The 12,269-nt window shown below is 34.0% G+C and carries 14 protein-coding genes and 1 pseudogene; 9 read left to right on the top strand and 6 right to left on the bottom strand.

Features of this window, described 5'->3' with window-relative positions:
* Positions 1–15 precede the first annotated feature (15 nt).
* Positions 16–1,020, bottom strand: a complete 1,005-nt coding sequence (gene holA / locus A9D35_RS00315) for a DNA polymerase III subunit delta (protein WP_066217655.1) — start codon at positions 1,018–1,020, stop codon at positions 16–18.
* Positions 1,021–1,112: 92 nt separating this feature from the next.
* On the opposite strand from holA, the gene A9D35_RS00310 reads away from it, so the two are divergent.
* The 5 genes and pseudogenes from A9D35_RS00310 (at position 1,113) to A9D35_RS00290 (ending at position 4,412) form a co-directional block, all read left to right on the top strand.
* Positions 1,113–1,559 carry a type I restriction enzyme HsdR N-terminal domain-containing protein gene (locus A9D35_RS00310; protein ID WP_066217654.1) on the top strand — a complete coding sequence of 149 codons (447 nt, stop codon included), beginning with the start codon at positions 1,113–1,115 and terminating at the stop codon, positions 1,557–1,559.
* A gap of 6 nt (positions 1,560–1,565) precedes the next feature.
* Positions 1,566–2,554 (top strand): annotated as a pseudogene (locus tag A9D35_RS00305) (glycosyltransferase family 2 protein).
* An 87-nt stretch (positions 2,555–2,641) separates the two neighbouring features.
* Positions 2,642–3,487 carry an OmpA/MotB family protein gene (locus A9D35_RS00300; protein WP_066225653.1) on the top strand — a complete coding sequence of 282 codons (846 nt, stop codon included), beginning with the start codon at positions 2,642–2,644 and terminating at the stop codon, positions 3,485–3,487.
* A 169-nt stretch (positions 3,488–3,656) separates the two neighbouring features.
* Entirely contained in the window at positions 3,657–3,935 is a 279-nt protein-coding gene (locus A9D35_RS00295) for a DUF202 domain-containing protein (RefSeq protein ID WP_066217651.1), read from the top strand.
* Positions 3,936–3,938: 3 nt separating this feature from the next.
* A complete protein-coding gene (locus A9D35_RS00290) occupies positions 3,939–4,412 on the top strand; it encodes a hypothetical protein (RefSeq protein WP_066217646.1) in 474 nt (157 codons plus the stop codon).
* On the opposite strand, the gene A9D35_RS00285 is transcribed toward A9D35_RS00290, so the two are convergent.
* The 5 genes from A9D35_RS00285 to A9D35_RS00265 form a co-directional block, all read right to left on the bottom strand.
* A complete protein-coding gene (locus tag A9D35_RS00285) occupies positions 4,407–5,054 on the bottom strand; it encodes a hypothetical protein (RefSeq protein ID WP_066217643.1) in 648 nt (215 codons plus the stop codon). The genes A9D35_RS00290 and A9D35_RS00285 overlap by 6 nt on opposite strands.
* Positions 5,055–5,277: 223 nt before the next feature.
* Entirely contained in the window at positions 5,278–5,880 is a 603-nt protein-coding gene (locus tag A9D35_RS00280) for an ABC transporter permease (protein WP_235817822.1), read from the bottom strand.
* A gap of 8 nt (positions 5,881–5,888) precedes the next feature.
* Positions 5,889–6,734 (bottom strand): ABC transporter ATP-binding protein, encoded by an 846-nt coding sequence (locus tag A9D35_RS00275; protein WP_066217641.1) that lies wholly within the window; start codon positions 6,732–6,734, stop codon positions 5,889–5,891.
* Positions 6,731–7,273 (bottom strand): hypothetical protein, encoded by a 543-nt coding sequence (locus tag A9D35_RS00270; RefSeq protein ID WP_066217639.1) that lies wholly within the window; start codon positions 7,271–7,273, stop codon positions 6,731–6,733. Before A9D35_RS00270 ends, A9D35_RS00275 begins: the two co-directional genes overlap by 4 nt.
* A 107-nt stretch (positions 7,274–7,380) precedes the next feature.
* A complete protein-coding gene (locus A9D35_RS00265) occupies positions 7,381–7,800 on the bottom strand; it encodes a nucleoside-diphosphate kinase (RefSeq protein WP_066217638.1) in 420 nt (139 codons plus the stop codon).
* 87 nt (positions 7,801–7,887) lie between these two features.
* Here A9D35_RS00265 and A9D35_RS00260 point away from each other — a divergent pair, with 87 nt between their 5' ends.
* The 4 genes from A9D35_RS00260 to A9D35_RS00245 all read left to right on the top strand — a co-directional run bounded on the left by A9D35_RS00260 (position 7,888) and on the right by A9D35_RS00245 (position 12,225).
* On the top strand, positions 7,888–8,904 hold the full coding sequence (locus tag A9D35_RS00260; RefSeq protein ID WP_066217637.1) for a DHH family phosphoesterase: 1,017 nt from the start codon (positions 7,888–7,890) through the stop codon (positions 8,902–8,904).
* On the top strand, positions 8,901–9,440 hold the full coding sequence (gene gldI, locus A9D35_RS00255; RefSeq protein WP_066217636.1) for a gliding motility-associated peptidyl-prolyl isomerase GldI: 540 nt from the start codon (positions 8,901–8,903) through the stop codon (positions 9,438–9,440). Before A9D35_RS00260 ends, gldI begins: the two co-directional genes overlap by 4 nt.
* A gap of 9 nt (positions 9,441–9,449) precedes the next feature.
* Positions 9,450–10,580, top strand: a complete 1,131-nt coding sequence (locus A9D35_RS00250; RefSeq protein ID WP_066217634.1) for a peptidylprolyl isomerase — start codon at positions 9,450–9,452, stop codon at positions 10,578–10,580.
* 100 nt (positions 10,581–10,680) lie between these two features.
* Positions 10,681–12,225, top strand: coding sequence for an IS1182 family transposase (locus tag A9D35_RS00245; RefSeq protein WP_066217549.1), 1,545 nt, complete (start codon positions 10,681–10,683; stop codon positions 12,223–12,225).
* The last annotated feature ends 44 nt before the right edge of the window (positions 12,226–12,269 follow it).

Below are 12,269 nucleotides of genomic sequence, written 5' to 3'. Positions count from 1 at the left end.
TTTTAAACCCTAAGGCTAAAACATTAAGTGCACCAAAAGTTCTTTTAACAAATCGCCTTGAGGTACGGCATTCGAGCCCACCCCTTTACTTTTTACATCGAACTCCCTAAGGATTGCAATATTTGCACTCACTTTTTTCATGGGATAATTGCGAACCGCCACCAAATATTCATCGACAAAAAACGGATTAATTTTTAAAGCCGCCGCTACACTACGCGGATTTTTATCTTGCATCCCGTGAATATGTAGCAACTGAGAAAAGAAGCTAAACAACAAAGACACCGAAACCACCATAGGGTTATCTTTGGGGTTTTCGGCAAAATATTTTACGATACGCTGCGCTTTTAAAACATCGCGAGACCCGACAGCTTTACGCAACTCAAAATTATTATAATCTTTACTAATCCCGATGTTTTCCTCGATATGCTCGGGTGTAATTTGGCTATCTTTGGGCAAAACAATTTGAAGTTTCTCCAACTCGTTGTTTATTTTACTCAAATTAGTGCCTAGAAATTCAATAAGCATTTGCGATGCTTTGGGAGTAATGCTATAAGACTTTGGAGATAGCACCCGACGAATCCAATCGGCAATTTGGTTTTCGTATAGTTTTTTACTTTCAAAAACAACTCCAGATTTCTTCAGCGTTTTATAAATTGCCTTTCGTTTATCTACACTTTTATACTTATAATTAAGCACTAAAATAGTGGACGGTTGTGGTTGTTTTGCATACTCAAGAAACTTATCGAAGGTGCGCGATAAATCTTGGGCTTCTTTAACAATAATAACTTGGTATTCGGCCATCATAGGGTAACGTTTAGCATGACCAACAACATCTTCAACCGTAACATCCCGACCATACAAAACCATCTGATTAAACCCCTTCTCTTCCTCGCTTAAAACATTAGTTTCAATATAATCGGAAAGTTTATCTATAAAATAGGTTTCCTCTCCCATTAACAGGTAAATAGGTTTTAACTTTTTCTGTTTTATATCGGCAACTAATTGTTTAATCTCGTCCAAACTGTAAACTATCTAGGATTATTCCAAAAATACCCTTTTGGAATTTGGTTTTTGAATTTTGAAATCTACCTTTGAAAATTCAAGATCTAACAATGCAAGAACTAAACTTTCCGAAGTTTTCATTTCGATTCAAAAATAGCGAAAATAAAATTTCTATTTTTGATGATATCCGTAAAAAATTTGTGATTCTTCAACCCGAAGAATGGGTACGACAACATTGTGTACACTATTTAATGCAGGTTAAAGGTTATCCCATTTCGTTAATTAATGTTGAAAAGGAATTAACAGTAAACAACTTACGAAAACGTTACGATATTGTAATTTTTAATCCTAATGGCAGTATTCACGTTATTGTGGAATGTAAAGCTCCGAAAATAAATATTACACAAGCAACATTCGATCAAATTGCACGCTATAATTTAACGCTTAATGCCAGTTATTTGATGGTAACAAACGGATTAAATCATTATTATTGCCAAATGGATTTTGATGCAGAGCAATATAATTTCCTACAAGACATCCCTAATTACGAAGCTTAATACAATATGAACATTGCTATTGCTATATTAAATTGGAACGGAAAAAAATTACTAGAACAGTTTCTGCCATCTGTAATTTCTAATTCTGAAAATGCCGATGTTTATGTAATCGACAATGCCTCTACCGACGACTCTGTTGCTATACTACACAGACAATTTCCTGGTGTAAAAATCATTCAAAACACAGAAAACGGAGGATTCGCAAAGGGTTATAACGACGGATTAAAGCAAATAAAAGCAGATGTGTTTTGCTTGTTAAATAACGATATAGAAGTGACACCTAATTGGCTTTCACCCATTTTATCAAGCTTTAAGTCTGACCCTAAGACGGCTATCATCCAACCCAAAATTTTAGACTTTAAAAACAAGACTTTTTTGAATATGCAGGAGCATCGGGAGGATTTCTAGATAAGTATGGTTATCCGTTTTGTCGGGGGCGTATTTTTGATACACTAGAACAAGATACAGGGCAATATAATGCTAAGCTAGATATTGCTTGGGCAAGTGGGGCTTGTTTATTTATTAAAGCCGATGTTTTTAAAACTTTAAACGGTTTCGACGACGCTTTTTTTGCACACATGGAAGAGATCGATTTATGTTGGCGGGCTACCAATCTAGATTATAAAATAAAATGCATACCCACATCGGTTGTATTTCATGTGGGTGGCGCGACCTTAAATGCTTCAAATCCGAAAAAAACCTATTTAAATTTCAGAAATAGTTTATACACTTTAGTAAAAAATGCTTCGGGGAATTTATGGGCTATCATCCTCTGTAGATTAGTGTTAGATGGCGTAGCTGGAATTCGGTTTATAACTGGATTAAAATTTAGCCACTGCTTGGCAATAATTAAGGCACATTTCAGTTTTTATAGTCAGTTACCAAAACTATTAAAACAACGAAAAACACTAAAACAAAAGCCTAATTATTTTAAAACCAGATCTATTGTTTGGGATTATTTTATTAAAAAGAAACAAAAGTTCAGCGATTTATAAAATAGTTAGTAAAAGTTTTGTTAAACGCCGTTTTAACACTATTTTTTTTATATTTTTGGTATGTTTAAATATAATTTAAGAATTATTATGAAGAAACTCATTTTAAGCAGTGCAGCTGCTTTACTCCTTTTATCATCATGTGTATCTAAAAAAGAATACGCAGCCCTTGAAGCTAAACAAAAAGAAACTCAAGATTTATTAAATACAGCAACAGTTAAGTTAAATAGCTGTTTAACAGATAAGGCTGCAGCAACAGCAAGAGCTGAAGCTTTAAAAGATCAAATTACAGATTTAATTGATACTAAAGGTAACTTAACAACACTTACTCAAAAAGGTGCTGAAAACTTAGAAAAATCTTTAGAGAGTTTAAAAGAAAAAGATCTTAAAATTACAAGATTACAAGATGCTTTAACTAGAAAAGACAGTGTTACTTTAGCTGTAGTTACTAGCTTAAAGAAAGAAGTTGGTATTAACGACCCAGACATTGAAATTAATGTTGAAAAAGGTGTAGTATTTATTTCTATTGCTGATAAATTATTATTTAAAAGTGGAAGTTACATCGTTACAGACAAAGCTAAAGATGTGTTAGCAAAAGTAGCTAAAGTTGTAAACAGTAAGCCAGACTTTGAGTGTATGGTTGAAGGTCATACAGATAACGTACCTTACAAAAAAGGTGGTATTCTTGAAGACAACTGGGATTTAAGTGTTAAACGTGCAACATCTGTTGTAAGAGTGTTACAAGACCTTTCTGTTAATCCTGCACAATTAATTGCAGCTGGTAGAAGCCATTATGTACCTTTAGTAGATAATGATACTGCAGAGCACAGAGCAACAAACAGACGTACTCGTATTGTAGTACTTCCTAAAATTGATCAATTCTACGAAATGGTAGAAAAAGAAATGAAAAATTTAGTTGAAGCTGATAAAAAATAAGCCTTCTTCATTAAATATATAAAGCCCAATCTTTCGATTGGGCTTTTTTTTATCCTATTCATTAATTCAAAAAGAGAACATAGTACAAAAAACTATGCTTTTACTATCTTTATTTCAATAATACCTTTTACATAACTTTTTTCATTTTTGAAACCTAACCCTCTCAATTATGGCTTCCGACAACCAAAATAACACCTCCCTTTTAATTACCAGAGATTGGCTTGCTATAGAGCGTACCAAGCTTGCAAACGAACGTACGTTTTTGGCATATTTTAGAACCTTTATGGTTTTTCTAGGAACCGGACTAACAATTATTAAAATGCATATGTTCGCTCAATTAGAATCGTTCGGGATTGTGCTGTTGGTACTCGCCCCTATTGTTTTAGCAATTGGTATTATAAGATTAATTAAAGTACGTAGACTAATTAGGAAACATTACAAGGTTTAAAAAATGAAAGCTGCAACCGTTAGAGAAATTAAAATAGAATTACAAGATCAAACTCCAGAGGAATTGATTGCACTTTGTTTACGCTTATCTAAGTTTAAAAAGGAAAACAAAGAGCTCCTCACCTATTTATTGTTCGAATCCTACAACGAAGCCGAATATATAAATCAAATTAAAACTGAAATCTCGGAGCAATTTAAAACCATAAACACAAATAGCTTTCACTACATAAAAAAGAGTGTTCGTAAAATATTAAGGCAGATAAAAACCTATGCTAGATATTCTGGCAAAAAAGAAACCGAAGTCGAACTATTACTGTTTTTTTGCTCAGAATTAAAGGCTTTTAGTCCCTCTATTAAACGGAATGTAACTTTAATGAATTTGTATAATCGCACCATAGAAAGCATAAAAAAAAGTATTGCTACACTTCACGAAGATTTACAATATGACTACCAATTAGAACTCGAAAAGCTGTTATAGCGTTTCAAGATTATAATTCGTCATTTTCAACATGATTTTTCCGGTTTTTACACCATCCTCTTTCATTTGCTTTCTATCTATAGACGTGTCTTTTCCCATATAATTAAGCGGAATTTTAACACGTTCTATTTCAAAATTCACATTCACCATTTCCGGTAACAACATATCGTCATTCTCGAAATAAAACTCTAGATTATAAGTTCCGTTCTTTTTGGTATTAATTTCAGATTCCACTATACGCACACGCTGGGTATCTAAATATAGCGTAGCAATAGAAAAGTCGGCACGTTTATCTGTAGGAATAACATTGATAACTTTATATGCGATTCCGTTTTTGGTTTCTTCACCACGATCGACCGTAATAAAGGGGTATTCAAATAATTGTTGTAGCGAAAAATCTAAACCTCGTTTCGGAATCATCACAAAATCATCAGACTCAAATTCCGCGCGTTTCCCTTTTACATATTTCATTTTGGCATGCTTAGTGGGCATGTTAATAAAACTAACATCTACATTTAATTCTATATCTGCCGTAAAGGCTTCTACAGCATCCATACGAGATTTAATAGCTAACAAATCGGCATCAATCTCTTGTGCATACAAAGAAGAAGCACATAAAAACAAAAGTAAAAATCGTATCATCCTATATCTTTTTTATTAAAAACATAAATTCCAAGCCACATAATTAACCCAATATACAGTGTTAATACTAATGTGTTTTGAAATATGGCATCCCAGTGAATTGTATTGTAGAAAAAGTATTGCCATGTGTCGTTTAACTTGGCAAAAAACAATCTGTTAAACCATTCTACACCAAAATCGACTTTCAGTAAAATATTCGAAAGAATTAAAAAGAAAGCCGAAACTATCCATGTTTTCGTGGCCTCCTTAAAAAAACAGCAATGGTTAAACTCGCTACAGAGAAGAATACCATAGAAAAAGCACCTGATACAAAAGCCCATTTTAGGCGGTAAAACGCATCGGCTTGTTCAAAGAAATTTAAAGCGTTTAAATACACAATTAAATCGCCTGTTCCAAATATACTATACGACAGAACAAAAGCCGATAAGGCCACAAAAAACACTACTATTATTGTAAAAATAATAGACACAATGTATTTACTAGCTATAAATTTCCATTTACTTATAGGTTGCAACATAACGGCCTGTAGGGTTCTGTCTTTATATTCGGAGGTTAAGGTTCCCGAAACAATAATCATTAATATTAATGGCAAATGAAACCACAAGGTGTTTAAAATTAGATATACTAAAAGATTACCATTTAGCAAAGTCCCTTCAAAATAAAAGGTTTGTTTAAGATTATCTAATAGAATGTCTATAATATTAGTCCCTTGAAAATACGCGCTAACCAACACCACAGCTTCTATAATAAAAAGTGCTGCTAGCGCATAGTAAGTTTTACTTTGTTTAAAAAGTTTATAAAATTCTGTTGAAATTAGTGCGAGCATGTTTAGGCTTATTGAAACAATTTATCCATATCTAATTCGGGAACACAAGAAGTGATAAATATCTCTTCGTCTGATAATTCCTGAATTAATTTTGGAACTTGATTAGTAGTTAGGGTAACATGAGCAATTTCTCCTTTAAAAATCACATCGTAGTGTTTTAAAGTTTTAGACGACTTAATATTTGGCGCACTAAAACTAAAACTCGTTGTATTTTCTAAAATAATGTCTTGAGCTAATCCCGATTTAATAATTTGGCCTTGCTTCATCACATACATGGTGTTGCAAATTTTACTAAGCTCTTCAATAATATGTGAAGAAATAAGAATCGCCAATTTCTGATTTTCGGCTAAATCTATAATTAATTTTCGTAAGGCCGAAATTCCTAGCGGATCTAAACCAGAAAACGGCTCGTCTAACACCAAGCATTTCGGGTTGTTAAGCAATGCGATTGCTATACCTAATCGTTGCTTCATTCCCATAGAAAAATTCCGAACAGGATCTTTCCTATTTATAGGTAGCCCCACTTGTAATAAACGGGTATTAATTTCGGTTTCGGAAACCTTTAAACCTTGTATTTTACAAAACAATTTTAAATTATCGTAAGCATTTAAATACTCATAAAGTGCCGGTTTTTCAATAATTCCTCCAATTGGTTTTATCCCTTGTGTCTGAAGGTTTACGCTGCCTGAATTGGGTTTTACTAAGCCTAAAATAATTTTAAAAAGCGTTGTTTTACCTGCGCCATTAGCCCCTAACAAACCACAAATCTCTCCTGCTTTACATGCTATAGTTACAGATTTAAGAACTTGTAATTTGCCGTACGATTTACATAAATCTGTAGCCGATAATATCATGAAGTTAACTTGGGTTGTAGTTTTTTAAAATCGAATTTTGCAGTGTATGAACGCTCTAAAAAGGTACGAGACCAAAAGGCTTTTCTAAATAAAAACAAAGGATCTTTTACCATAAAATAGGGCACATAATGATACCATTTCACACCTTTTTGCTCATAAAATCGCAACACTTTATCTTCTATTCCCAATTCGCTTGCCGCGACTAATGCAGCTTCGCGTTGGCATTTAGACACTATATAGTTTGCTGCAATTCGCTTTCTAAATCCATATTCGAAAAATTGGTCTTTTGCACGTTTATAATTTTGGTATCGCGACCAACCATCCATGATAACCAAAAAAATATGGACAAACGAAAACAGAAAACACCAAACCCAAAATCCTTGGATCCATAAATTAGGTTGCAGCAGCGAGGCTTTTAATTGCACCCAATAAATCCACGATTCTAAAATAAATAGAATAAGTGAATAATAAAGCAGTTTACCTACCCTTAGATAAGAAACAAATGCACTTGGCTGTTTTGGTAAACTCAGCAATTCCATAAAAGCAAATTAAATAAATCTTTAAAAAGATTCAAACTTTAAAGGGTATTTTAAAAATAAAAGCCTGTAACAATTACAGGCTCTAAAATTTGTTTGAAATATAGTCATTAAAACTGCTCTCTTCCTGCAAAATGGAAAGCACCTTCTATAGCAGCATTTTCGTCACTATCACTACCATGTACAGCATTTTCGCCTATAGATGCAGCAAATAATTTACGAATTGTACCTTCTGCAGCTTCTGCAGGATTTGTAGCTCCAATTAAGGTTCTAAAATCTTCAACAGCATTTTCTTTTTCTAAAATAGCAGCAACGATTGGTCCGCGTGTCATAAATTCCACTAATTCACCAAAAAAAGGTCTTTCCTTATGCACAGCGTAAAATGCTTGAGCATCAGCAGTTGTCATTTGCGTTAATTTTAACGCTACAATTCTAAATCCTGAAGCATTAATTTTTTCTAAAATTGCACCGATGTGTCCGTTTTCAACAGCATCTGGTTTAAGCATTGTAAAAGTTCTATTTGTTGCCATTTGTTTTTTTAAATTTGCTGCAAAAGTAATGTATTTCTTAATAAATACAATATTATCACATATTAAAAAATCGTATATTCGCCCCTTATGACATCAGCAGAAATTAACGAAATTCAGGTGCTTTTAAGCACACCAAAACACATTGTAATTGTTCCTCATAAAAACCCAGATGGCGATGCCATGGGGTCTACACTTGCATTATATCATTATTTAAAACAGTATAATCACGAAGCGCTAGTTATAGCACCTAACGATTATCCTGACTTTTTAAAATGGTTACCGGGCGATGATACCGTTTTAAAATACGAATCGGATACAGATAATTGCCAAAAATTAATCCATCAAGCAGATCTAATTTTCACCCTAGATTTTAATGCCTTACATCGCGTTGGCCCCATGGGCGATGATATTGCTAATAGTAAGGCTATAAAGTTAATGATAGACCATCATCAACAACCCGATGATTATGCTATGTATGTCTATTCTGATGTTTCCATGAGTTCTACTTGCGAAATGGTTTACCGGTTTATAGATCTTTTAGGCGATGACGAATTAGTAACTCCAGAAATAGCGACGTGTTTATATACGGGAATAATGACCGATACCGGATCGTTCAGATTCCCTTCAACCACAAGTCAGACGCACTATATTATTGGTAAACTTATAGATCGCGGAGCCAATAATGCAAAAATTCACAATGCGATATACGACACCAATAGTTACGAAAAGCTTCAACTTTTAGGTTGTGCTCTTAGAAACCTAAAGGTAATTCCAGAATTAAGAACAGCGTATATTACCTTATCTCAAGACGAATTAAATCAGTTCGACTTTAAAAAGGGAGATACAGAAGGTTTTGTAAACTATGGCTTATCCTTAAATAATATTGTTTTTGCCGCCATATTTATAGAGCACAAAAAGGAAAATATTATAAAAATCTCGTTACGATCTAAAGGTGATTTTTCTGTAAATGAATTTTCTAGACAGTATTTTGAAGGTGGCGGACATACAAATGCGGCGGGAGGAAAAAGCGATTTAAATTTAGATGAAACCATTGAAAAATTTATTAGTATATTACCAAGCCATAAAAATGAATTAACCTCATGAAAAAACTAGGTTTATGTTGTTTGGTAATTTTCAGCATCCTAAGCTGCAAATCGCCCGAAGCCAGACGCCCCGTATCTGTAAAAAGCGGTTCGTATATAGATGAATCTATAGCTCGTAACATTAAATTATACGAAGACGAAAAAACACGTTTTCAAGTAGTTATGGATGCCAATCCTAATCAGGATTACGAATTATCGCAAAACGGATTTTGGTATACCTATAATACCAAAATAGAAGCAGATTCTATTGCGAAACCCGATTTTGGAGATGTTGTAAACTTCGATTACAACGTAAAAACCATCGATGGCAAACTTTTATATTCTTTTGAAGAAACCAAACCTGACACCTATATTATGGACAAGCAGGAATTATTTACGGGATTACGCGAAGGACTGAAATTAATGAAAGCAGGAGAAACTGCAACCTTCCTGTTCCCATCATCTCAAGCATATGGCTATTATGGCGATCAAAATAAAATAGGTACGAATATCCCCCTAATTTGCAAAGTAACAATACATTCAATAACAGAAAATTAATTACAACACATGACATTATTCAAACACTCTTTAAAATTAATTTTACTTGCGTTAGTCGTAAGTTTTACAGCATGTAACGAAAAATACCCTGATTTACCAGATGGTCTTTATGCTGAAATTATTACCACAAAAGGCACCATGTTAGCCAACTTAGAGTACAAAAAAGCACCTGTAACGGTTGCCAATTTTGTAACACTTGCAGAAGGCACAAACACTATGGTAGACAGTATGTACAGAGGAAAAAAATACTTTGACGGTATTATTTTTCACCGTGTTATAGATGGATTTATGATTCAAACTGGAGACCCAACAGGTTCAGGAATGGGTGGTCCTGGTTATAAATTCGCAGATGAATTTAGTGAAGACTTAAAGCACGATAAGCCAGGAATTTTATCTATGGCAAATGCTGGCCCTAACGGTAACGGTAGTCAGTTTTTTATCACAGAAGTTGAAACACCAAACTTAGATAACAGACATTCTGTATTCGGGGAATTAGTTTCTGGATTAGAAGTTCAAGATTCAATTTCTAATGTAGAACGCGATGCTAACGACAAGCCATTAGAAGATGTTGCTATAGAAACGATAAACATTATTAGAAAAGGAAAAGATGCAAAAGACTTTGATGCTAGCGCAGTTTTCTTAAATAGTTTTGCTGAAATAGAGCGTAAAAAAGAAGAAGCTAAAGCACAATTAGAAAAGGCTAAAGCTGACTTTATTGAAGAAAACAAAGCTTTAGATGGTGAAGTTAAAAAACTAGATACCGGAGTGGTTATGATTTTCACCGAGCGTGGAGACGGAACAAAACCAACGGTAGCCGACCATGTATTAATTAACTATGCAGGATATTTTGAAAACGGTGAGTTATTTGACACCTGTATTAAAGAAGTTGCCGAAAAATACGGTAAATATAACGAACAACGTGATGCTCAAGGTGGTTATAAGCCATTCGCTATGATTTATAACGAGCGTGCTGGCTTAGTACCAGGATTTAGAGAAGCCATGTTAAACATGAATTTAGGAGATAAAGCTCGTGTATTTATCCCATCGTATTTAGCTTACGGAGAGCGTGGTGCTCCTCCAGTAATTAAGCCAAACACAAACCTAATTTTCGATTTAGAAATTGTTGGTTTAGTTGAATAATATTTTTATTAAAAACCTAAAAAAGAGGTTGTCTAAAAAGGCAGCCTCTTTTTTTTGGTTTAGATTTTATCAAAAGTTCAGTTTTTCGTATTTTAAAAGTATGAAAAGCAACATTGTATGGAAGACCAATAGTCAGACACAATTGAGTCTTCTTCCTCCGAGTTATGATGATTTTGTTCCAGAACATCACCCTGTGCGTATTGTAAATAGTATTTTAAATCAGATAGACATTCGTTCTATAGAAAACACCTATAAAGGAGGTGGTACTTCTAGCTATCACCCAAGAGATTTACTCAAAATTTTAATCTACGCCTATCTTCGTAATTTATATTCTTCTCGCAAAATAGAACAAGCCTTGGGAGAAAACGTTCATTTTATGTGGCTTAGTGGTTGTATCCAACCCGATCATAATACCATCAGTAATTTTCGTTCAGGAAAACTCAAAGGGAATTTTAAAAAGATATTTAATCAAGTTGTTATTCTCCTTGCTAAGGAAGGTTACTTGAGTTTAAAAGATATTTATGTTGATGGCACCAAAATAGAAGCCAATGCTAATCGCTATACTTTTGTATGGGGCAAAAGCATTAAAACCTCACGCTCACGTATTGAAAAACAACTCAAAGAACTATGGCGTTATGTAGAGACGGTATATGCAGAAGAAGAACAAAAGCCTAACGAGCCAGATAATTTTAAAGCGATAAATCCTGAGCAAGTCTCCCAAACCATAGATAAAATTAATCAAGCACTCCAAGGAAAAGAGATTGATAAAAAAGTGAAGCAAAAGCTTAACTATGCCAAAAAGAACTGGCCTGGGAATATAGCAAAATATAATACCTACCAGCAGCACATGGGGAGTCGCAACTCAATGAGCAAGACAGATCCTGATGCTACTTTTATGAAAATGAAAGAAGACCATATGCTAAATGGACAGCTCAAACCAGGATATAATTTGCAAGCATCTACCAACAATCAGTTTATTACCAATTACACCCTTGCACAAACTACGGCAGATACCACCACACTTATAGAGCATACAGAAGATTTTATTAAGGGATATGGCAAAGCTCCACAAGCCTTAACAGCAGATGCAGGTTATGGTAGTGATGAAAATTACACCTATCTGGAAGATCAGAATATCGAAGCTTTTGTTAAGTACAATTACTTCCATAAAGAACAGTTAGATGAGAAACGAGGTAAGACTAAAAATCCATTTGCAGCAGATAAACTTTTTTATAACCATAATACAGATACGTATTACTGTCCTATGGGACAACCTATGGAAAATATTGGTAGCTACATAAGACAAACAGCTACAGGATATGAACAAAAAATCGATAGATATCAGGCTAAGAATTGCTTCGGATGCCAGCTCCGGAGTCTCTGTCATCAATCAAAATACAACCGCATTATAGAGAGGAATCACAAATTGGTTAGACTCAAAGCAAAAGCCAAACAAAAATTATTAAGCCCAGAAGGAGTTGCTCATAGAAAACAGCGTTGCTGGGATGTTGAAGCTGTTTTTGGTAATATTAAACACAATATGAACTTCAAAAGGTTTATGTTAAGAGGACTTGATAAAGTAATTACCGAAATAGGACTTATTGCAATGGCACATAACCTTAAAAAAGTGAGTTTAGCCATATAAAATCACAGTGCCTATTTTTAACTAGACTCGAATTACTAAGTAAA

This window comes from Formosa haliotis (genome assembly GCF_001685485.1).
Classification (GTDB): Bacteria; Bacteroidota; Bacteroidia; order Flavobacteriales; family Flavobacteriaceae; genus Formosa; species Formosa haliotis.
The sequence above is the reverse complement of the archived record's forward strand: the minus strand, read 5'-3'. Positions and strand labels throughout refer to the sequence as shown.

Excerpts from the sequence above, each read along its gene's own strand:
- A9D35_RS00310 (WP_066217654.1), top strand. The coding sequence starts at position 1,113 with ATGCAAGAACTAAACTTTCCGAAGTTTTCATTTCGATTCAAAAATAGC.
- A9D35_RS00300 (WP_066225653.1), top strand. The coding sequence starts at position 2,642 with ATGAAGAAACTCATTTTAAGCAGTGCAGCTGCTTTACTCCTTTTATCA.
- A9D35_RS00295 (WP_066217651.1), top strand. The coding sequence starts at position 3,657 with ATGGCTTCCGACAACCAAAATAACACCTCCCTTTTAATTACCAGAGAT.
- A9D35_RS00290 (WP_066217646.1), top strand. The coding sequence starts at position 3,939 with ATGAAAGCTGCAACCGTTAGAGAAATTAAAATAGAATTACAAGATCAA.
- A9D35_RS00285 (WP_066217643.1), bottom strand. The coding sequence starts at position 5,054 with ATGATACGATTTTTACTTTTGTTTTTATGTGCTTCTTCTTTGTATGCA.
- A9D35_RS00280 (WP_235817822.1), bottom strand. The coding sequence starts at position 5,880 with ATGCTCGCACTAATTTCAACAGAATTTTATAAACTTTTTAAACAAAGT.
- A9D35_RS00275 (WP_066217641.1), bottom strand. The coding sequence starts at position 6,734 with ATGATATTATCGGCTACAGATTTATGTAAATCGTACGGCAAATTACAA.
- A9D35_RS00270 (WP_066217639.1), bottom strand. The coding sequence starts at position 7,273 with ATGGAATTGCTGAGTTTACCAAAACAGCCAAGTGCATTTGTTTCTTAT.
- A9D35_RS00265 (WP_066217638.1), bottom strand. The coding sequence starts at position 7,800 with ATGGCAACAAATAGAACTTTTACAATGCTTAAACCAGATGCTGTTGAA.
- A9D35_RS00260 (WP_066217637.1), top strand. The coding sequence starts at position 7,888 with ATGACATCAGCAGAAATTAACGAAATTCAGGTGCTTTTAAGCACACCA.
- gldI (WP_066217636.1), top strand. The coding sequence starts at position 8,901 with ATGAAAAAACTAGGTTTATGTTGTTTGGTAATTTTCAGCATCCTAAGC.
- A9D35_RS00250 (WP_066217634.1), top strand. The coding sequence starts at position 9,450 with ATGACATTATTCAAACACTCTTTAAAATTAATTTTACTTGCGTTAGTC.
- A9D35_RS00245 (WP_066217549.1), top strand. The coding sequence starts at position 10,681 with ATGAAAAGCAACATTGTATGGAAGACCAATAGTCAGACACAATTGAGT.